Source organism: Microbacterium luteolum (genome assembly GCF_039533965.1).
Taxonomy (GTDB): domain Bacteria; phylum Actinomycetota; class Actinomycetes; order Actinomycetales; family Microbacteriaceae; genus Microbacterium; species Microbacterium luteolum.
This window is the reverse complement of record NZ_BAAAUN010000001.1, coordinates 1,354,113-1,373,752: the sequence shown is the minus strand read 5'-3', so window position 1 is coordinate 1,373,752 and position 19,640 is coordinate 1,354,113. Positions and strand designations below refer to the sequence as shown.

The 19,640-nt window shown below is 69.3% G+C and carries 18 protein-coding genes; 15 read left to right on the top strand and 3 right to left on the bottom strand.

From position 1 onward, the window contains the following. The first annotated feature begins 167 nt into the window (after positions 1-167). Positions 168-1,334 (top strand): ADP-forming succinate--CoA ligase subunit beta, encoded by a 1,167-nt coding sequence (sucC, locus tag ABD648_RS06680; RefSeq protein WP_282214191.1) that lies wholly within the window; start codon positions 168-170, stop codon positions 1,332-1,334. 29 nt (positions 1,335-1,363) lie between these two features. After that, a complete protein-coding gene (gene sucD, locus ABD648_RS06675) occupies positions 1,364-2,266 on the top strand; it encodes a succinate--CoA ligase subunit alpha (RefSeq protein ID WP_282214190.1) in 903 nt (300 codons plus the stop codon). 233 nt (positions 2,267-2,499) lie between these two features. On the opposite strand, the gene ABD648_RS06670 is transcribed toward sucD, so the two are convergent. Next, the gene (locus ABD648_RS06670) at positions 2,500-3,081 is read right to left on the bottom strand and encodes a TetR/AcrR family transcriptional regulator (protein ID WP_282214189.1); all 582 of its coding nucleotides are present in this window, start codon (positions 3,079-3,081) and stop codon (positions 2,500-2,502) included. A gap of 76 nt (positions 3,082-3,157) precedes the next feature. On the opposite strand from ABD648_RS06670, the gene ABD648_RS06665 reads away from it, so the two are divergent. After that, entirely contained in the window at positions 3,158-3,559 is a 402-nt protein-coding gene (locus tag ABD648_RS06665; RefSeq protein ID WP_282214188.1) for a VOC family protein, read from the top strand. Between the two features lie 47 nt (positions 3,560-3,606). Here the strand turns inward: ABD648_RS06665 and ABD648_RS06660 are convergent, their stop codons facing one another. Continuing rightward, positions 3,607-5,088 (bottom strand): NCS2 family permease, encoded by a 1,482-nt coding sequence (locus ABD648_RS06660; RefSeq protein WP_282214187.1) that lies wholly within the window; start codon positions 5,086-5,088, stop codon positions 3,607-3,609. 92 nt (positions 5,089-5,180) lie between these two features. Here ABD648_RS06660 and ABD648_RS06655 point away from each other — a divergent pair, with 92 nt between their 5' ends. From ABD648_RS06655 to ABD648_RS06615, 9 genes are all read left to right on the top strand, one after another. Further along, positions 5,181-6,581: a cell division protein PerM gene (locus ABD648_RS06655; protein WP_282214186.1), complete on the top strand. Its 1,401-nt coding sequence runs from the start codon at positions 5,181-5,183 to the stop codon at positions 6,579-6,581. Between the two features lie 61 nt (positions 6,582-6,642). Next, complete coding sequence (gene purN, locus ABD648_RS06650) at positions 6,643-7,230, top strand: phosphoribosylglycinamide formyltransferase (RefSeq protein WP_282214185.1); 588 nt, start codon at positions 6,643-6,645, stop codon at positions 7,228-7,230. 41 nt (positions 7,231-7,271) lie between these two features. Beyond that, entirely contained in the window at positions 7,272-8,879 is a 1,608-nt protein-coding gene (purH, locus tag ABD648_RS06645) for a bifunctional phosphoribosylaminoimidazolecarboxamide formyltransferase/IMP cyclohydrolase (RefSeq protein WP_282214184.1), read from the top strand. A gap of 68 nt (positions 8,880-8,947) precedes the next feature. Next, the gene (locus ABD648_RS06640) at positions 8,948-10,438 is read left to right on the top strand and encodes an AlkA N-terminal domain-containing protein (protein ID WP_282214183.1); all 1,491 of its coding nucleotides are present in this window, start codon (positions 8,948-8,950) and stop codon (positions 10,436-10,438) included. After that, positions 10,435-10,932 (top strand): methylated-DNA--[protein]-cysteine S-methyltransferase, encoded by a 498-nt coding sequence (locus ABD648_RS06635; protein ID WP_282214182.1) that lies wholly within the window; start codon positions 10,435-10,437, stop codon positions 10,930-10,932. Before ABD648_RS06640 ends, ABD648_RS06635 begins: the two co-directional genes overlap by 4 nt. 83 nt (positions 10,933-11,015) lie before the next feature. Then, positions 11,016-12,065 (top strand): dipeptidase, encoded by a 1,050-nt coding sequence (locus ABD648_RS06630; RefSeq protein WP_282214181.1) that lies wholly within the window; start codon positions 11,016-11,018, stop codon positions 12,063-12,065. A 34-nt stretch (positions 12,066-12,099) separates the two neighbouring features. After that, positions 12,100-12,255, top strand: coding sequence for a hypothetical protein (locus tag ABD648_RS06625; protein WP_282214180.1), 156 nt, complete (start codon positions 12,100-12,102; stop codon positions 12,253-12,255). Between the two features lie 98 nt (positions 12,256-12,353). Then, complete coding sequence (locus ABD648_RS06620; RefSeq protein WP_282214179.1) at positions 12,354-14,300, top strand: ABC transporter ATP-binding protein; 1,947 nt, start codon at positions 12,354-12,356, stop codon at positions 14,298-14,300. Then, on the top strand, positions 14,297-16,111 hold the full coding sequence (locus ABD648_RS06615) for an ABC transporter ATP-binding protein (protein ID WP_282214178.1): 1,815 nt from the start codon (positions 14,297-14,299) through the stop codon (positions 16,109-16,111). The genes ABD648_RS06620 and ABD648_RS06615 overlap by 4 nt, the downstream gene beginning before the upstream one ends. Before the next feature lie 113 nt (positions 16,112-16,224). Here the strand turns inward: ABD648_RS06615 and ABD648_RS06610 are convergent, their stop codons facing one another. Next, positions 16,225-17,082, bottom strand: coding sequence for an endonuclease domain-containing protein (locus ABD648_RS06610; RefSeq protein ID WP_282214177.1), 858 nt, complete (start codon positions 17,080-17,082; stop codon positions 16,225-16,227). 296 nt (positions 17,083-17,378) lie between these two features. Between ABD648_RS06610 and ABD648_RS06605 the strand changes: the two genes are divergently transcribed. The 3 genes from ABD648_RS06605 (at position 17,379) to ABD648_RS06595 (ending at position 19,622) form a co-directional block, all read left to right on the top strand. Continuing rightward, positions 17,379-18,194, top strand: coding sequence for a hypothetical protein (locus ABD648_RS06605; protein WP_282214176.1), 816 nt, complete (start codon positions 17,379-17,381; stop codon positions 18,192-18,194). A gap of 97 nt (positions 18,195-18,291) precedes the next feature. After that, positions 18,292-18,534 carry a hypothetical protein gene (locus ABD648_RS06600; protein ID WP_282214175.1) on the top strand — a complete coding sequence of 81 codons (243 nt, stop codon included), beginning with the start codon at positions 18,292-18,294 and terminating at the stop codon, positions 18,532-18,534. Positions 18,535-18,593: 59 nt separating this feature from the next. Next, positions 18,594-19,622, top strand: coding sequence for a LacI family DNA-binding transcriptional regulator (locus ABD648_RS06595; protein WP_282214174.1), 1,029 nt, complete (start codon positions 18,594-18,596; stop codon positions 19,620-19,622). Positions 19,623-19,640: the final 18 nt, after the last annotated feature.

Genomic DNA, 19,640 nt, shown 5'->3' with positions numbered 1-19,640 from the left:
GATCGTCCGCACGATTGCGCAATCGGGGGCGCGATCCGTGGGATCGAGCGATGCGCGGGCAGGGCCGCCGCCGCGGGAGCTCCCCGGCAGAGGTAGTAGGCTGGGGGACTGGTCGATGTCTCGACATCGAGAGAATTACCAGACAGCAGCCCAGTGAAGGAACCACAGTGGATCTGTACGAGTACCAGGCACGAGACGTTTTCGAGAAGTACGGAGTGCCGGTCCTCGCCGGCATCGTCGCGGACACCCCGGAAGAGGTGAGGGCGGCAGCCGAGAAGATCGGCGGCGTGGTCGTCGTCAAGGCTCAGGTGAAGACCGGCGGCCGTGGAAAGGCCGGCGGCGTCAAGGTCGCCAAGACCCCCGACGAGGCATACGAGGCGGCCAAGGCCATCCTCGGCCTCGACATCAAGGGCCATGTCGTCAAGCGCGTCATGGTCGCGCAGGGCGCACGCATCGCCGAGGAGTTCTACTTCTCCGTGCTGCTCGACCGCGCCAACCGCTCCTACCTGAGCCTCTGCTCGGTCGAGGGCGGCATGGAGATCGAAGAGCTGGCCGTCGAGCGCCCCGAGGCGCTGGCCCGCATCGAGGTCAACCCGCTCACGGGCATCGACAAGGACAAGGCCGTCGAGATCGCCCGCGCGGCGAACTTCCCCGAGGACCTCGTCGAGAAGGTCTCCGACGTCTTCGTGAAGCTGTTCGACGTCTACAAGGGCGAGGACGCGACGCTCGTCGAGGTCAACCCGCTGGTCCGCACCGAAGAGGGCGACATCATCGCGCTCGACGGCAAGGTCACGCTCGACGACAACGCCTCCGAGATCCGTCACCCCGAGCACGAGGCGCTCGAGGACAAGGATGCGGCCGACCCGCTCGAGGCCAAGGCCAAGGCATCCGGTCTCAACTACGTGAAGCTCGACGGCGAGGTCGGCATCATCGGCAACGGCGCAGGACTCGTCATGTCGACGCTCGACGTGGTCGCCTATGCGGGCGAGAACCACAACGGCGTGAAGCCGGCCAACTTCCTCGACATCGGGGGCGGCGCCTCGGCCGAGGTCATGGCCGCCGGCCTCGACGTCATCCTCGGCGACCCGCAGGTGAAGAGCGTGTTCGTCAACGTCTTCGGCGGCATCACGGCGTGCGACGCCGTGGCCAACGGCATCAAGGGCGCCCTCGAGACGCTGGGCGCCACGGCCTCCAAGCCGCTCGTCGTGCGTCTCGACGGCAACCGCGTCGACGAGGGTCGCGCGATCCTCGCCGAGTACGCGCACCCGCTCGTCACCCTGGCCGCCACCATGGACGAGGGCGCCGACAAGGCCGCCGAGCTCGCCAACGCCTGACCCGGCGCTGAGACACAAGGACTGAAGAAATGTCGATCTACCTCAACAAGGACTCCAAGGTCATCGTCCAGGGCATCACCGGCGGCGAGGGCACCAAGCACACGGCACTCATGCTGAAGGCCGGTACCCAGGTCGTCGGCGGCGTGAACGCCCGCAAGGCCGGCACCACGGTCGCGCACACCGACAAGGACGGCAGCGCCATCGAGCTGCCCGTCTTCGCCTCGGTCGCCGAGGCCATGAAGGAGACCGGCGCCGACGTGTCGATCGCCTTCGTCCCCGGCGCCTTCACGAAGGACGCGATGATCGAGGCCATCGACGCCGAGATCCCGCTGCTCGTCGTCATCACCGAGGGCGTGCCCGTCGGTGACTCGGCCGAGGCGTGGGCGTACACGCAGAGCAAGGGCAACAAGACCCGCATCATCGGGCCGAACTGCCCCGGCATCATCACCCCGGGCGAGGCGCTCGTCGGCATCACGCCGGCGAACATCACCGGCAAGGGACCGATCGGCCTCGTGTCGAAGTCGGGCACCCTGACGTACCAGATGATGTTCGAGCTGCGCGACCTCGGCTTCTCGACCGCCATCGGCATCGGCGGCGACCCGGTCATCGGCACCACGCACATCGACGCGCTCGCCGCGTTCGAGGCCGACCCCGAGACCAAGGCGATCGTCATGATCGGCGAGATCGGCGGCGACGCCGAGGAGCGCGCGGCCGACTACATCAAGGCGAACGTCACGAAGCCGGTCGTCGGCTACGTCGCCGGCTTCACGGCTCCCGAGGGCAAGACCATGGGTCACGCCGGTGCGATCGTCTCCGGTTCGGCCGGTACCGCGCAGGCGAAGAAGGAGGCCCTCGAGGCCGCCGGAGTCAAGGTCGGCAAGACGCCGTCCGAGACCGCCGACCTGATGCGTGCACTGATCGAGTCGCTCTAGTCGCGAAGCGACTCCGACTGGTTGCTGAGCGAGGAGCGCAGCGACGAGTCGAAGTAGTCGAAGCTCTCTGATCTGAGTTACGCTGGAAAGGAAGGCCCCGGACTCCACTCTGGGGCCTTCTTTCATGCCCGGGCGGCTGAGCTTCTGCGGCCGATCCCACGTTCTGCGGCCATGCAGCGCCCAGGAAGCCGCAGAAGTTCGATGGGGCCGTTGAACTTACGCCCCGGAGGCGCCTACTGCGGGCGCGGAGCCACGGCATCCAGCAGCAGGTCGAGCGCGTCGTGCGCCTGGGCGCGGGCCGCGGCATCCGTCTGCCGTTCCGAGAGCCAGAGCGCCAGCTCGTTCATGGCTCCCGACAGCGCGGCGGTCAGAGCGTCCTGCAGCGCCGGCGTGATGCCGGCCTCCGTGAGCCCCTCTCGCAGCGTGGCCGCGGGGCCGTCGGCGTCGAACCTTCGCCAGTCTTCCCAGCTCAGCACGGCCGGTCCGTCGACGAGCAGCACGCGCGCAGCAGCCCCGCGGGTGATCGCGTCGAGGAAGGCGTGGCTGCCCTCGTGGAGCGCGGAATCCGGCGTGCTGTTCTCGGTTGCCGCCAGGATCGCATCGGCGACGAGCTGCTGTTGCGCGGAGGCCACGGCCGCGAAGAGGAGCGGCTTGGACGTGTAGTGGTGGTAGACCGCGCCCCGCGTGACGTCTGCGGCCCGGGCGATGTCGTCGACGGATGCCGCCGCGTACCCGTGTTCGGCGAAATGGGCGCTCGCGACATCGAGGACGCGACGGGCGGTCGCGGCGGCATCGGCGGCGGATGCTCGAGGCATGGGGTTTCCTTTACGTGCGGTGTGTATGTATCCTAGACCCACGGATACAAACACAAAGTATGTAAAGGAGATCCGCATGGACATCACGAGCTTCTATCCGGTGCTGATGGTCGACGACGTCGCCGGGGCCGCGGGCTTCTACCGGGAGGAACTCGGCTTCGAGACGACCTTCGAGGCCGACTGGTACGTGAGCCTGCGCTTCGAGGGCGGCGAGCTCGCGATCCTCGACCGTCACCACGAGACCATCCCGCCGGGCTTCCGCGAGCCGGTGCGGGGCCTGCTCCTGAACGTCGAGGTCGCGGACGCCGCCGCCGAGCATGCCCGTCTGGTGGGGGAGCGCGGCCTTCCCGAGCGCCTCCCGCTGCGCGACGAGGCCTTCGGCCAGCGGCACTTCATCGTGGAGGCGCCCGGCGGTGTGCTGATCGACGTGATCGAGCCGATCGAGCCTTCGCCCGAGTTCGCGGAGGCGTTCGCCTGACCTCCCGTCAGGCGAGCAGCCCCCACATCTTCGCGATGTGGGGGTCGTCAGATCCCGACGCCGAACAGCGCTTCGATCGGGCCACGCGCGAAGAAGATCAGGAAGCCCGCTCCGACCACCCACAGCAGGGGGCTGATGCTCTTGGCCTTACCCGAGAACGCGTGGATGAGCACCCAGCTCACGAACCCTGCGCCGATGCCGTTGGCGATCGAGTAGGTCAGCGGCATGACCGAGACCGTGAGGAAGACCGGCAGCAGCACGCGGAAGTCGGCGAAGTCGATGTGACGGATCTGCGCCATCATCATCGCGCCGACGATGATCAGCGCAGCAGCGGCGATCTCGGTCGGGACGATCGACGTCAGCGGAGTCAGGAACATCGCGAGCAGGAAGACGACGCCGGTGACGACGTTCGCGAGGCCGGTGCGCGCCCCCTCGCCGATGCCGGCACCCGACTCGATGAACACCGTGCTCGACGAGGACGAGGTCGCGCCACCCGCGATCGCGCCGACGCCCTCGACGATCAGGGCGGACTTGATCCGCGGGAAATCGCCGTTGTCATCGGCGAGATTCGCCTCTTTCGCGAGCCCCGTCATGGTGCCCATGGCGTCGAAGAAGTTCGTGAAGAGCAGCGTGAAGACGATCATGACCAGCGCGACGATGCTGACCTTGCCGAAGTCGAAGGTGAAGTCCACCGCACCCACCAGGCTCAGGTCGGGAACGCTCACGGGTGAGCCGTTCAGCGCCGGGACGGTCAGGCCCCAGCCGCCGGGGTTGACGACGTTGCCCTCGTCGTCGAAGCCGCGCGGACCGATGTGCCAGATGGCCTCGACGATCACGGCGAGCACCGTGCCGCCGACGAGGCCGATCAGCATGCCGCCCTTGATCCGCAGCGCCACGAGGATGCCGGTGAGGAGGAGCGTGACCACGAAGAGGAGGCTCGGCACGGTGGCGACCGAGCCGTTCACGCCGAGGCCGACCGGGGGAGACGACGATCCCGTGGCGGTGACGAAGCCGGAGTTGACGAAGCCGATGAACGCGATGAACAGGCCGATGCCGACCGTGATGGCGATCTTCAGCTGGAAGGGCACCGCGTCGAAGATGGCCTTCCGCAGGCCGGTGGCCGCGAGCAGCACGATGATGACACCGTTGATCATCACCAGCGCCATCGCCTCGGGCCAGGTGACCTGGCCGACCACCGAGAAGGCCACGAAGGCGTTGATGCCGAGACCTGCCGCGAAGCCGAACGGCAGGCGCGTGACGAGTCCGAACAGGATCGTCATCACGCCGGCGGTGAGGGCGGTGGCGGCTCCCACCGCGTTGAAGGCGAGCATGTCGCCCGCGACGTCGGGCTTGCCCGACAGGATGATCGGGTTCAGGATCACGATGTAGGCCATCGTGACGAACGTCACCAGGCCGCCGCGGATCTCGGTGCCGACCGTGGATCCTCGCTTGCTGATCTCGAAGAAGCGATCGAGAGCGCTCGTGGGCTCGGTGGTCTCGGTGGGCGCGGGGGACGGGGCAGTTGTCATCGGGGGAACCTCCGGAGAAGACGCTATCGTGTCGTCCGCCCAGCGCGCGCCCCCAGGAGGTGAGCGGGAAGTCGTCGTAGTCTCGATTCGATATGCAACGCCTCCTCGTCGCGCTCCTCGCCGCCTTCGACGCCGCCATCGCCGCCGCGGTCGGCCTCGCCGTGCTCCTGGCGCCGTTGACGCTGCTCTGGACGCTCGCGTTCGGCGTCACCGCGGACTGGGGCGCGCTCTGGCCGCTCACCGGCACACTGTGGGAATTCGGTCACGGCGTGCCGCTCGCCGTGACGATCCCCGACACGCTCATCGTCGCGCTCGGCCTGCCGACCGCAGCGGCGAGCTTCGCCGTCTCGATCACCCCGCTCGCATTCCTGCTGTTCACGCTGCTGTTCGCCGCCCGCTCCGGAGCGCGCGCCGCGCACGCCGGCGCCTGGCTCCTGGGCGCGCTCGCCGGCTCGGCCGTGTTCGCCCTGATCGCCACCGGCGTCGCCCTCAGCACGGGACTCGCGGCCGCGCGGACCTCCTTGGTCCTGGCGATCCTCCTTCCGTCCGCGGTGTACCTCGTCGGTGCGATCTGCGGCGGAGTCCGCGTCGCCTGGGAGGAGGGCGACGGCGGCCTGCTGGACCGCATCCACGACGCCCTCGACGCCCGGGAGGACTGGGCGTCGGTCCCTGCCGCGATCGTGCGCGGCACGGCCATCGTCATCGTGGCCGTGACGGGGGCTGCGGCGACGGCGCTCGCCGTGATGATCGCGCTGCGCGGAGGCGAGGTCGTCGCGCTGTTCCAGGCGGCCCGCGTCGACGTGCTCGGCCTGACGGTCATGACGCTGGGACAGCTCGTCTACCTGCCGACGCTGATCGTGTGGGTGGCGTCGTGGATCGCGGGACCCGGCTTCGCGGTCGGCGCCGGGACCGCGGTGTCGCCGGCAGGCACGCAGCTCGGCGTGGTGCCCGGCATCCCGGTCTTCGGCCTGCTGCCGGAGAACAGCTCGATCTGGATGCTGATCATCGTGCTGGTCCCCATCGCCGCCGGTGCGTTCGCGGGCTGGGTGGTCCGCTCCCGCCTGGTGTGGGAGGGAACCCCGCTGGGCATGTCGCAGCGGACCGTCATCGCACTCGGCATCGGCGCGGTCACCGCCGGGGTCGCGGCTCTCGCCGCCGTGCTCGCCTCCGGATCGATGGGACCCGGCCGTTTGGCGGAGGTCGGGCCGTCGCCGCTTCCGTTCGCCCTCGCGCTGGGCGGCGAAGCGCTCCTCGGCGCCGCGATCCTGCTGCTGTCGCCGCGTCATCGCGACGAGCTGGCGGAGGAGCGCACCGATCGGTGGCTGGCCGAGATGTCGGCCGAGCCCCTCGTGGAAGAGGCCGACGGCATCCCGGCGCCGGCATCCGATGCCGCACGGTCGCCCGGCCCCGCCTCCTTCGACGACACGGCGCCGCTGGACGACCTCCGTGGGTTCGTGATCCCGAAACGCGACCCCTCGGACCGTCTCGACTGACGACGACGACGCCGACGGATGCCGGGCGGGAGCACGCCCTGCGCCCCGGTAGACTGGGCGCGTGCTCACGGTCGCCGTTCTCATCTCGGGCACCGGCTCGAACCTTCGCGCCCTCCTCGAGGCCGCTCGTCACCCCGATTTTCCCGCCAGGGTCGTCGTGGTCGGTGCCGACCGCGAAGCCGACGGGCTGGCACACGCCGAGGAGTTCGGCATCCCCAGCTTCACCGTTCCGTGGCACGAGCACGACAGCCGCGCGGCGTGGGGCGAAGAGCTCGGCCGCCAGCTCGCCGTGTGGAGTCCGGATCTGGTGGTGCTGAGCGGGCTCATGCGCCTGCTTCCGCCGGCGCTGGTCGCCGAGTACTCGCCGCGACTGCTCAACACCCACCCCGCGTTCCTCCCGGAGTTCCCCGGTGCCCACGGCGTGCGCGACGCCCTCGCCGCCGGCGTCGAGCAGACCGGCGCGAGCGTCATCGTGGTCGACGACGGCGTCGACACCGGACCGATCCTCGCACAGGAGCGCGTGCCGATCCTCCCCGGTGACACCGAGCACAGCCTGCACGAACGCATCAAACCCGTCGAACGCCGACTCCTCATCGACGTCGTGCGCGCCATCGCCACCGGCGAGCTCGCACTGACACCCGCACCCTGACAGCTTCCACCCGACGCACCTCACGCACGAAGGAGCCCACCATGGCCGGCCCCCGCCACGACCCCTCGCTCTACCGCGACCGCGACACCGTGCCGATCCGGCGCGCGCTCGTCTCGGTGAGCGACAAGACCGATCTGCTCGTGCTCGCCGAAGCGCTGGCCGCGGCCGGGGTGGAGATCGTCTCGACCGGATCGACGGCAGCGACGATCCGCGACGCGGGCTTCGAGGTCACCGACGTCGCCGCCGTCACCGGCGTCGCGGAGATGCTGGACGGACGCGTGAAGACGCTGCACCCGAAGGTCCACGGCGGCCTGCTCGCCGACCTCCGCCTCGAGGATCACGAGCGCCAGCTGTCCGAGCTCGACATCGCCCCGTTCGAGCTCGTCGTGGTGAACCTCTACCCGTTCGTCGAGACCGTCGCCTCCGGCGCGGTCGGCGACGACGTCGTCGAGCAGATCGACATCGGCGGACCCGCGATGGTGCGCGCCGCGGCGAAGAACCACGCCAACGTCGCGATCGTGGTCTCGCCGCAGTCGTACCCCGCGGTCGTCGCGGCGATCGGCGAAGGAGGGACATCCCTGTCCCAGCGCCGCGAACTCGCCGCCCGGGCCTTCGCGCACACCGCCTCCTACGACACGGCCGTCGCGCAGTGGTTCGCCGAGGGCACCCTCGCCGAGGCGGGCGATCTGCCGGTGCACCTGACGATCCAGGCCGAGCGCCTCGCGACCCTGCGCTACGGCGAGAACTCGCACCAGCGCGCCGCGATCTACACGCGCGCCGGCGGCCACGGCATCGCACAGGCCATGCAGCTGCAGGGCAAGGAGATGTCCTACAACAACTACGTCGACGCGGATGCCGCGCTGCGCGCCGCCTACGACATGGTGAAGCCGGCCGTCGCGATCATCAAGCACGCGAACCCCTGCGGCATCGCCACGACGGCACCGAACGCCCTCGACCCGATCGCGAGCGCCCACCTGCGCGCGCACGAGTGCGACCCGGTGTCGGCGTACGGCGGCGTGATCGCCGCCAACGGCACCGTGACCCTCAAGATGGCCGAGAACCTGAAGGACATCTTCACCGAGGTGATCGTCGCGCCGTCGTTCGAGCCGGCGGCGCTCGAGGTGTTCAAGGCGAAGAAGAACCTCCGTCTGCTGCAGCTGCCGGAGGACTGGCAGCAGGAGCGGATGGACGTGCGCCTGGTCTCCGGCGGCCTGCTGCTGCAGGACGCGGACCGCTTCCCCGACGACATCGTGTCGGTCGCGAAGAACTGGGAGCTCGTCTCGGGCGAGCGTCCGACCGACGAGGAGATGGTGAACTTCATCTTCGCGTGGAAGGCCTGCCGCGCCGTGAAGTCGAACGCGATCGTGCTCGCGAAGGACAACGCCACGGTCGGCGTCGGCATGGGCCAGGTCAACCGGGTCGACTCGTGCCGCCTGGCGGTCGAGCGTGCGGGAGATCGCGCAGCCGGATCGGTCGCGGCATCCGACGCGTTCTTCCCGTTCGCGGACGGCGCCCAGGTGCTCATCGATGCCGGTGTCACGGCCATCGTGCAGCCGGGTGGCTCGGTGCGCGACGAGGAGGTCGTCGACGCCGCGCGCAAGGCCGGCGTGACGATGTTCTTCACCGGAGAGCGTCACTTCTTCCACTGATCCGGGGCATCCACAGCGATGTCCGATTCCCGCCAGTCGATGTCGGCGGGTCGTGACAGAGTGGGGGCATGAGCCTCCCCCTGACCGACTTCGACGAACGCTATCGGGCGATCAACGCCCGTGACACGCGCTTCGACGGGCAGTTCGTGACGGCGGTGCGCTCGACCGGTATCTACTGCCGGCCGAGCTGCCCCGCACGCACGCCGAAACCGCAGAACGTCACGTTCTATCCGACGAGTGCGGCCGCCCACGAAGCCGGGTACCGCGCCTGCAAGAGATGCCTGCCGGAGGCGGCTCCCGGTTCGCCCGCCTGGAATGTGCGCGGCGACACGGCGGCCAGGGCGATGCGTCTGATCGCTGACGGCGTGATCGAGCGCGAGGGAGTGCCGGGGCTCGCCGCACGGCTCGGATACTCCTCGCGCCATCTCACGCGCCTTCTCAGCGCCGAGCTGGGTGCGGGCCCCCTCGCGCTCGCCAGGGCGCACCGGGCCCACACCGCTCGCATGCTGCTCGTCGGCACCGACATGCCGATCTCCGACGTCGCGTTCTCGGCGGGCTTCGCGAGCATCCGGCAGGGCAACGACACGATCCGCGAGGTGTTCGGACTCACGCCGGGCGAAGTGCGGGCGCGCCGCCGGTCGTCCGGCATCGAGGTCGCGCCGGGCGTGATCGACCTCGTGCTGCCGTACCGCGGCCCGCTCGACGCCGGCGGCATCTTCGCCTGGATGACGGCGCGCGCGCTGCCGGGGGTCGAGGAGGCGACACCCACCTCCTTCTCCCGACACCTGCGCATGGCCGGAGGGCCGGCCTGGTTCGAGGTGCGTCAGGATGCCGCTGAGCGCCTGCATCTGCGGGCCCGCGTCGCCCAGCTCGGCGACCTCGCACCGCTCGTCGCGACCGTCCGCCGCATCTTCGACCTCGACGCCGACCCGATCGCCATCGACGAAGCCCTCGCCGCACATCCCGAGCTGGTCCCGCTCGTCGCTCGCACGCCCGGCATCCGGGTGCCGGGATCCGCCGATCCGCACGAGATGCTGATCCGCGCGATGATCGGCCAGCAGATCACCGTCGTGGCCGCACGCACCGCGCTCAGCGGACTCGCCGAGGCGCTGGGGGAGCGCACGGAGAACGGCCTGCTCTTCCCGACGATGGCGGCGATCGCCGAGCGCGGCGCCGAGGTGCTCCGTGGCCCCGCGGCCCGGATCCGCGCCATCACCGGTGCCGCGGCGGCCCTCGCCGACGGATCCCTGCGCCTCACGGTCGGTGACGACGGCGCCGAACAGCGCGCCGCCCTGCTCGCGATGCCGGGAATCGGTCCGTGGACCGCCGACTACGTGCGCATGCGCGTGCTCGGCGACCCCGACATCCTGCTGCCGGGAGACGTCGCTCTGCGCGCCGGCGCGGCGGCATCCGGGCTTCCGGGCGACCCCAAGCCCCTCATCGCCTGGGCGGAGCGCACCGCCCCCTGGCGCAGTTACCTCAGCGCGCATCTCTGGCGAGCCGCACCGGTCCGCCCCGCGCGCATCACCCGAACCGTCACTTCGAAGGAGACATCATGACCGCCATCATCCAGACCATCGACACCGCCGACGGCGCCTTCACGATCCTCGTCGACGACCGGCAGCGCGTGCTCTCGTCCGGCTGGACGGCCGACGCCGACGCGATCGTCGACCGGCTGGCAGCCTCCGCTCGTCCTGAAGCGATCCGCGAGGGAGAGACGGATGCCGCCGCTGCGGCCCTCGCCTACTATGCGGGGGACCTCTCCGCGATCGACGCGGTCGCCGTGAAGCAGACCGGAACGGCGCTGCAGCTCGCCGGCTGGGCCGAGCTGCGAGCGATCGACGCGGGGGAGCCCCTGACCTACACCTCGTTCGCGGCACGATTGGGCAACCCGCGTGCCGTGCGGGCCGCGGCATCCATCTGCGCGCGCAACGCACCGGCGCTGTTCGTGCCGTGCCACCGGGTGCTGCGCACCGACGGCTCCCTCGGCGGCTTCGCATGGGGGCTCCCGGTGAAGGAGAGCCTGCTGGCCCGAGAGTCCTCCGCACGCTGAGATCTGCGTGACGATCACGTTACTTCTCGCGCCGTTCGGGCGATATGCCCGGATCGGGCGGCCCGGGGCGGCAGGATGGGCGCATGACCGATAACCGAGCAGCCGCGCTGCACCGCAGCGCTCTCGTCGCCGACGCGCACAATGACCTGCTCTGCGCGGTCGCGACTCGGCCGTCGGACGAGTGGGCGTCGTTCTTCCGCAGGCAGTGGCTTCCGCAGCTGCAGGCCGGCGGTGTCGAGCTCCAGATCCTCCCCGTCTTCATCGACGAGTTCTATCGCCCCGAAGGTGCCCTGCGACGCACGCTGCGGATGATCGAGGCCGCACACCGCCTCGCCGAGGGGAACGCGGATGCCGTGACGCTCTGCGTCACAGGCGACGACATCGAACGTGTGATCGCCGAAGGGCGCATCGCGCTCGTGCTCGCACTCGAGGGCATGCCGGGTATCGCCGAAGACGTCGAGCTGCTCGAGACCGTGCACCGCCTCGGCGTGCGCGTGGGCTCGGTCGCCCACTTCGGGCGCAGCGCGTTCGCCGACGGCAGCGGAGAGGATGCCGCGGGGAGCAGGCTCACGCGTCCCGGCATCCGCGCCTTCGCCGAGATGGAGCGGATGGGGATGATCTTCGACGTGAGCCACCTCGGCGCCGCCGGCGTCGATCATGTGCTGGAGCTCGCCACCCGCCCCGTCATCGCGTCCCATTCCTCGGCGCGAGCACTGTTCGACCACCATCGCAACCTCACCGACGAGCAGATCGCCGGGATCGCGGCCGGCGGCGGTGTGGTCTGCGTCAACTTCTTCGCCTCCTACCTGCACGCAGACACCCACACGCTCGACACGGTCGTCGACCATCTCGAGCACGTCGTCTCGGTCGCCGGCATCGAGCATGTCGGCATGGGCCCCGACTTCGTCCGCGAGGTACTCGAAGACACGACGGCGCCGTGCTGTGTGGAGGAGCTGGTCGAAGGCGTGCCGGTCGACTGCTACATCCCGGGACTCGAAGGTCCGACCGGGCTGCCGCTCGTCACCGAGGCGCTGCTGCGGCGTGGATGGGGCGAGGACGACATCCTCGCCGTGCTCGGCCTCAACCTGAAGCGCCTTCTGCTGGCAGAACTGGGGCGCACCGGGCGCCACTGACGGTGTCTGCCGAGAGTCGAACCGCGAATCGGGAATGACTCTTGCGTCCAGCTGGTTCACAGCAATAGGCTGGTGGGCTGTCGCGCCGACCGGGCGACGCCGCCGAGCCCCTGAGGAGGACATCATGACCACGATCGCCGCTGTGCGGATCGACGCTCTCGGCTCGACCCCGGTGCGTCCGCTCATCTAGAGCCGCCTCTCTCGCAACGGATGCCGGACTCGGAGAGTCCGCGCTGTCATCCGTCCCCTCCGCAACTGTTTTTTCCATACGAAACTCATCTGAGAGACATGTCTTCCTCGCCTTCCTCGCAGAACACCTCGCCCTCTTCCACCCTCTCCACTCCGGCCGCACTGTGGCGCCTGAAGCCCTTCGTGAAGCCGGTCATCTGGCGACTCGCCGGCGGTGCCGCCAGTGCGCTCATCGCCGCGATCATCGCTCTGATGATCCCGATCGTCCTCGAGCAGATCATCGGCGGACCCGTGCGGTCCGGCGAGATCAGCGTCATCGTCTTCGGTGCGCTCATCGTCTTCGCCCTCGCCCTCGGCGAGGCCGTGATGGTGTGGCTGCGCCGGCAGTTCGTGCTGAACCCGGCCACCGAGGTCGAGTACCAGATGCGCACGACCCTCTACTCGCGCCTGCAGACTCTGCCGGTCTCGTTCCACGACCGCTGGCAGTCGGGTCAGCTGCTCAGCCGCATGATGCAGGACATCGGACTCATCCGCCGCTGGCTCGCGTTCGGCCTCGTGCTGCTCGTCGTGAACATCCTCACGATCGCCATCGGATCGGTGCTGCTCTTCCGCTGGCACTGGCTGCTCGGCACCATCTTCCTCGTCACCGCCATCCCGCTGTGGGTGCGCGGATACCTGTTCGAGAAGCGCTACGGCGCGCTCACCCGTCGCAGCCAGGATCAGGCAGGCGACCTGGCGACCAGCGTCGAGGAGAGTGTCCACGGCATCCGTGTGCTGAAGGCCTTCGGGCGCGGCAAGCACGCCCTGAGCCGCTTCAGCCGCCAGGCTGAGACGCTGCGCGAGACCGAGATGAGCAAGGCCCGTGCGATCTCGTCGATCTGGTTCTGGCTCGACCTGATGCCCCAGATCGCCTTCGGTGTCAGCCTGATGTCCGGAATCTGGCTGATCTCGCAGGGCGCCATCGATGAGGCTCAGCTGTTCGCGTTCTTCGCCATGGCCGTGGTGCTGCGCTGGCCGATCGAGTCCATCGGGTTCCTGTTCTCGTTCATGCTCGACGCCCGCACGGCGACCGACCGCGTGTTCGACATCTTCTCCGAGATCAATACGATCACCGACCCGGAGAACCCGGTGCACATCGAGAACCCGCGCGGTGAGCTCGCCTTCGAGGCGGCGCACTTCCGCTACCAGGACGCGGGTGCGCACGAACGCGACCTGCTCGACGGCATCGACCTGGTGCTGCGCCCGGGCGAGACGATGGCGCTGGTCGGTCTCACCGGCAGCGGCAAGACGACGCTGACGACCCTGCCCACGCGTCTGTACGACGTGACCGGCGGCAGAGTCACGCTCGACGGCGTCGACGTGCGCGATCTTCCGCTCGCCGAGCTGCGGCAGCACATCGCCATGGCTTTCGAGGACGCGACGCTCTTCTCGGCGACCGTTCGCGAGAACGTGCTCCTCGGCCGCGCCGACCTCGACGTGCACAGCGAAGAGGGCGAACGCGCGCTGCGCGAAGCGCTGGATGTCGCCCAGGCGGCATTCGTGGACTCCTTGCCCGACGGCGTCGACACCGTGATCGGCGAGGAGGGGCTCAGCCTCTCCGGTGGCCAGCGTCAGCGGCTCGCCCTCGCCCGTGCAGTGGCGGCGAAGCCGAAGGTGCTCGTGCTCGACGATCCGCTGTCCGCACTCGACGTGGACACCGAGGCGCTCGTGGAAGAGGCGCTCCGGCATGTCCTCGCCGACACCACGGCGATGATCGTGGCGCATCGTCCCTCGACGGTCGCGCTCGCCGATCGCGTCGCTCTGCTCGAAGCCGGGCGGGTGACGGCCGTGGGCACCCACTCCGAACTGCTGAAGACGAGCCGCCACTACCGTCACGTCATCTCCAGCTTGGAGGCGGAGGAAGCAGCGCGCACAGGATCGATCCCGATCATCCGCGACGAAGAGCGCGAGGTCGACGAAGAGGTCCGCGAAGGCCTCAGGATGTCGGCTTCCGATGATGCTTCGTCGGGCTCAGCAACCGAAATGGACAAGGAGGTGCAGCGATGAGCTCCGCCGTCACCGGAACGCAGAACGAGGATCGTTCCCAGTACACCCGCGAGGAGAGCAAGGAGATCCGTCGTCGGTCCCTGCGTCTGCTCGGATCGCTGGTGCGCCCGCTGAAGCCGCAGATCGTGCTGGCCGCCGCGGTGCTGGTGGTCTCGACCGCTCTGCAGGTCGCCGGTCCGATCCTGATCAGCATCGGACTCGACCGTGCCCTCCCTGCGGTGCTGAACGACGCCGATTGGATGCCGACCTTCATGGTCGGCGGCATCTACCTGCTCGCGGGCCTGTTCGCGTCGATCCTGATCGCGTGGTACGTGATCATCGCCGCCAAGCTCACGCAGGCCGTGCTGCTCGATCTGCGCAAGCGCATCTTCCTGCACACTCAGCGCCTGAGCCTGGAGTTCCACGAGTCGTACACGTCCGGTCGCATCATCTCGCGCCAGACCAGTGACCTCGACTCGATCAAGGAGCTGCTCGACGGCGGGCTGAACGAGCTCGTCTCCGGCGTGCTCTTCGGCCTCTTCACGTTCATCGCCCTGTGCTTCTGGGACTGGCAGTCGGGCCTGATCCTCGCGATCGGCGGCATCCCGCTGTTCTTCCTGATGCGCTGGTTCTACTCGCGCTCGCAGCTGGTCTACCGCGAATCGCGCGTCATCAGCGCGAAGGTGATCGTGCAGTTCGTCGAGACGATGACCGGCATCCGCGCCGTGAAGGCGTTCCGCAAGGAGCCGCGCAACGACAAGGCGTTCCAGGACGTCGCCGGCGACTACCGCGACGTCAACCGCCGGTCGATGCTGCTGTTCGGCACGTTCGAGCCCGGACTCATGGGCGTCGCAGCGCTGGTGCTCGGCATCGTGGTGCTCTGGGGCGGCATCCGCGTCTCCGACGGAGCACTCACCGTGGGCGTGCTGCTGTCGGCCGTGCTGTACGTGCGCAACTTCTTCGCGCCCATGCAGGAGATCGCGATGTTCCTGAACTCCTACCAGTCGGCCACGGCCGCGCTGGAGAAGGTGTCGGGCGTGCTCGAGGAGGTGCCGACGGTTCCGGACCCCGAGAAGCCCGTCGACCTGTGGGAGTCCCGCGGGCATGTGACGTTCGACGAGGTGACCTTCGGCTACAACGGCGAGAAGACCATCCTCCCGAACTTCTCGCTCGACATCCCCGCGGGTCAGACGATCGCGCTCGTCGGCACGACGGGTGCGGGAAAGTCCACCCTCGCCAAGCTCATCTCGCGTTTCTACGACCCGTCGGAGGGGCATGTGACGCTCGACCGCGTCGACCTGCGCTCGCTGCACCCGAAGGACCTGCGCCGCGCGATCGTCATGGTCACGCAGGAGGCCTACCTGTTCAGCGGGACGGTCGCCGACAACATCGCTCTGGGCAAGCCCGACGCGACGCTCGAGGAGATCCGAGCGGCGGCACGCGCTGTCGGTGCGGACGAGTTCATCTCGTCGCTGCCCGACGGCTACGGCTCCGACGTCAACAAGCGCGGCGGCCGCGTCTCGGCGGGTCAGCGCCAGCTGATCTCCTTCGCTCGGGCGTTCCTCGCCGATCCGGCGGTGCTGATCCTCGACGAGGCCACGGCCTCGCTGGACATCCCGTCGGAGCGCCTGATCCAGGACGCGCTGCAGACCCTGCTCAAGGACCGCACCGCGATCATCATCGCGCACCGGCTCTCGACGGTCGCGATCGCCGACCGGGTGCTGGTGATGGAGCACGGGCGGATCATCGAGGACGACGCCCCGGCGGCGCTCATCGGCGGCACCGGCAAGTTCGCGCAGCTGCACGCGGCGTGGCAGGGGACCCTGGTCTAGCCAGGCCGGCTCCGGGCCGCGGCAATTCCTGCGGCCATCTCCCACTTCTGCGGCCACATCCGAGCGATGTGGCCGCAGAAGTTCGGATCTGCCGCGGAACATGGAGGGCGCGGTCATGCTCGCCGCGCTCGTGATGCCGGAGCCAGGTGCAGTCCGCGCGCGATCGCAGCGGAGATCGTCGCCTCGACGCGGTCCCATCCGTGAACGATCTGAGCGTACGTGAACCTCAACACCGTGTAGCCCCGCAGGCGGAGTTCTGCATCGTGGGCCACATCCCGCCCGCGCTCGGCGGCGGAGGAGTGGTGTGCGAAGCCGTCGATCTGCACGACGAGGTGGGTGCCGAGCACGACATCGACCGGATGTCGGGCGAGGACGACCTGCTGGCGCAGCGGTATGCCCCATGAACTCAGCCGCACGACGAATAGAGTCTCGATCCCCGAATCCGACAGTCCGCGCACGGTCCCCGCGAGTTCGCGCGAGGCACTGCTCGGCCATCGCACCGCGCGCAGGGATTCGAGGTCGAGTGACTCCACCCTGATCGCGGAGTCCCAGATCGAGAGCGCATCCTCATGATCGAAGCACCGCGCGATATGCGCGAGCGCATCCTCGACGGATGCCGTGAGCGCTCGAGGTCCGCGATCCACGAGCGGCGCAGCCCAATGCAGGACGGCATCGTCGGGATGCTTGTGCGCGTTGGGGCCGACCTGCAGGTGGAGCCGTGATGCGGCCCCATCAGGAAGCCACCAGCTGCGATGTCGCGCGAGCGAGATGCAGGTCAGACGAGCGGATGCCGTTGCCGCCGCGGTCAGATCGGCGGGTGCATCGGGGAGTGCGATCCATCGCGCTCGGATGCGGCGCACGGCGCCCGCCCGAATCGCCGCGCGGACCCGATCGGGTGAGAAGCCCCGAGCTGCAGCATCCGCCCGATGTGCGATACCGCCCCGCGAGGCGACCCATTCCGTCAGTTCCATCGCCCCAGAATGCTCCTGCTCGGTGACGTCCACGTGGCGCTACGACCGGAGACGATCGGTGATCGGGGAGAACCCATCCGAATATCTGACTGTGCAGGACGGAATCGGTCTTAACTCTTGCGGCCATCTCCAACTTCTGCGGCCACATCGCGCGCACCTGGCCGCAAAAGGGGGGATCTGCCGCAGAACCTGCCGTCCCACCCCCGCGGGCCCGACCGGCCGCCCCGAGGTGGGAATCGGCCGCAGAAGCCGCCCGGGCCCGCGTGCCGCAACCTGCCCCTGGGTAGCATCGAAGGATGGACCCCTTGCTGCTCGTCGCCGAGTGGTGGTGGATCGCGCCTTCCGCGGTCGCCGTGGGGACAGTGGGGGTGATCGGCGTGAACCGACGCAACAGCACAGTCAGTGGCAGGCGCCTCGCCGTCGATGCGGCGCGTCATGACCTCCGGTCAGCGCAGCAGGTCGCGGCGGAGCGACGGACGGCATGGAAGATCGCACGGGCGGACCTGACGCGGATCTCGGCCGAGCGTGCGGCGCAGCGCGCGTCGGCGGAGCAGGTCGCCGCGGCACGACGGATGCTGCGTGAGAGAGAGCGCGACGCGAAGGCCGCCGCGGCCGACGTGCGCGCCCGTCAGGTGCGGCTGAATGCGGCGCGGGCGGCGATCCCTGCGGCATCCGCTCCTCGTCCGCTCGAACGTCTGCAGGCCGAGCACGACTCGGTGATCGCACGATGGATGCGCTACGAGACCGACCCGGCTCTGCAGATCGGGTATCCGGCGATGACCGACGTCAAGCGACCGGAGACGGCCGCGTATCTGCGTGCGGCGGACCATGCGAAGGAGATGCGCCGGGCGGCGACCGGCAGGGTCACGCCGGCCGCGTTCGGCGCGTACCGGGACGCCGTGGCAGAGCTCGAGCGCGCCTTCGAGGTGGCAGAGCACGCGGCGAAGGTGCAGGCGGGGGAGGCGACCACGATCCCCGCGTGGCAGGACGCGGCGCAGGACGTGTTGAGCCGCTCGGCCGAGGCGATCGACCGGGCGGCGGGAGTGGCGGCATCCGCTCTCTCGGCATGGACGTCGCGCCGCCGCCCTGGGAAGCCGGACGACCGCAGCTGACTGTCGGCTCGCCGGCGACCATCGATCTCGAGAAAGCACTGGCGATCTCTGTACCGGTATAGTAACCTCTTCTGTACCGCTACAGAAAGACAGGATCATGGAACACCAGATGATCGCGGCGCTCGTCCAGGCCGAACGCCGGACCACATCACGCGACCCGCACACCCAGCGACGCCTCGATGCGATGCGTGCGCGGGACCGGGTCTTCGCCGCACGCGCGAGGGAGGAATGGCGCGCACGCGTGCGCGCGAAAGTGGCACGCGGCATCCGACGCCTCGCCGAGGCCGTCGAGCCTCCGCCGCGCCCGGTCACCGCGTCGAGCGTCCCCGATCCGTGCTGATCCCCGACTCCGTTCTGCCGTCGGGCAGAATGGGGGCGGAGGTGGTCGAGGTGGGACGGGTGACGCTGAAGACGATCGCGGAGCACGTGGGGGTCAGCCGCATGACCGTCTCGAACGCCTTCTCCCGACCCGATCAGCTCTCCGAAGATCTTCGCGCCAGGATCCTGAGCGCCGCGGACGAGCTCGGATACGCGGGTCCGGATCCGGCGGCGCGCGCTCTCGCACGCGGACGCACCGGGGTCATCGGAATGGTCCTGACGAACTCGCCGCGAGACGCCTTCACCGATGACGTGGCGGTCGGATTCGTCCGGGCGGTCGCGGGATCGCTCGCCGACGCGGGGTACTCGCTCGTCCTGCTGCACTCCTCCGGAGAATCCGGAGTCGTTCCGGCACGAGACATCGCGATGGACGGCGCCATCGTGTACTCCTGCGCGCCGGCGATGTCGGCGTACACGGCGCTGCGGGAGCGTCGGCTGCCGATCGTGAACGTCGAGGGTTCGCCCCTCCCCGGAGTTCCCGACATCAGCATCGACAACGCCGCCGGCGCGTACCAGGCCGCCCGGCACCTCGTCGAGCTGGGGCATTCCCGCATCGCGGTGGTCGTCGATGCCCTCGATGCCGACAACCGGCCGTCTTCCGAGATCTCCCTCGAGACCGCTTCGACCACCATCGCGGCACGGATGGACGGATGGATGCGGGCACTCGACGAGGCCGGAATCGTCCCGACGCTGGTCGGGACCCCTGCCCTCGATATCGACGCCGTCCTGCGAGAACGAGTCGATCGGATGCTCGATGATCCGCCGACCGCCGTCCTGGCCTTCTCCGATCTCGCGGCGCTCGAGGTGATGGAGCGGGCTCGGGACCGGGGAATCCGCGTGCCCGAGCAGCTGTCCGTGGTCGGTTTCGACGACAATCCGCTCGCGGCGCGCGTATCTCCGCCGCTGACGACCGTGCGCCAGGACATCGATGCCAAGGGGGAGGCGGCGGTGAAGGCCCTGCTCGCCCTGCTGCGGGAAGAGGACGCTGAGTCCCCGCCGCCGCTCCCCACGGCACTCGTGGTCAGGTCGTCGACGGCTCCGCCGAGCTGAGCGCGCGGCGGGAGTGCC

What these genes read in the sequence shown, in the direction of transcription:
- ABD648_RS06610 (WP_282214177.1), bottom strand. Translation starts at nt 17,082, where the DNA reads ATGGAACTGACGGAATGGGTCGCCTCGCGGGGCGGTATCGCACATCGG.
- ABD648_RS06635 (WP_282214182.1), top strand. Translation starts at nt 10,435, where the DNA reads ATGACCGCCATCATCCAGACCATCGACACCGCCGACGGCGCCTTCACG.
- ABD648_RS06625 (WP_282214180.1), top strand. Translation starts at nt 12,100, where the DNA reads ATGACTCTTGCGTCCAGCTGGTTCACAGCAATAGGCTGGTGGGCTGTC.
- ABD648_RS06630 (WP_282214181.1), top strand. Translation starts at nt 11,016, where the DNA reads ATGACCGATAACCGAGCAGCCGCGCTGCACCGCAGCGCTCTCGTCGCC.
- purH (WP_282214184.1), top strand. Translation starts at nt 7,272, where the DNA reads ATGGCCGGCCCCCGCCACGACCCCTCGCTCTACCGCGACCGCGACACC.
- ABD648_RS06600 (WP_282214175.1), top strand. Translation starts at nt 18,292, where the DNA reads ATGGAACACCAGATGATCGCGGCGCTCGTCCAGGCCGAACGCCGGACC.
- ABD648_RS06655 (WP_282214186.1), top strand. Translation starts at nt 5,181, where the DNA reads ATGCAACGCCTCCTCGTCGCGCTCCTCGCCGCCTTCGACGCCGCCATC.
- ABD648_RS06640 (WP_282214183.1), top strand. Translation starts at nt 8,948, where the DNA reads ATGAGCCTCCCCCTGACCGACTTCGACGAACGCTATCGGGCGATCAAC.
- ABD648_RS06670 (WP_282214189.1), bottom strand. Translation starts at nt 3,081, where the DNA reads ATGCCTCGAGCATCCGCCGCCGATGCCGCCGCGACCGCCCGTCGCGTC.
- sucD (WP_282214190.1), top strand. Translation starts at nt 1,364, where the DNA reads ATGTCGATCTACCTCAACAAGGACTCCAAGGTCATCGTCCAGGGCATC.
- ABD648_RS06665 (WP_282214188.1), top strand. Translation starts at nt 3,158, where the DNA reads ATGGACATCACGAGCTTCTATCCGGTGCTGATGGTCGACGACGTCGCC.
- ABD648_RS06605 (WP_282214176.1), top strand. Translation starts at nt 17,379, where the DNA reads ATGGACCCCTTGCTGCTCGTCGCCGAGTGGTGGTGGATCGCGCCTTCC.
- ABD648_RS06620 (WP_282214179.1), top strand. Translation starts at nt 12,354, where the DNA reads ATGTCTTCCTCGCCTTCCTCGCAGAACACCTCGCCCTCTTCCACCCTC.
- ABD648_RS06660 (WP_282214187.1), bottom strand. Translation starts at nt 5,088, where the DNA reads ATGACAACTGCCCCGTCCCCCGCGCCCACCGAGACCACCGAGCCCACG.
- ABD648_RS06615 (WP_282214178.1), top strand. Translation starts at nt 14,297, where the DNA reads ATGAGCTCCGCCGTCACCGGAACGCAGAACGAGGATCGTTCCCAGTAC.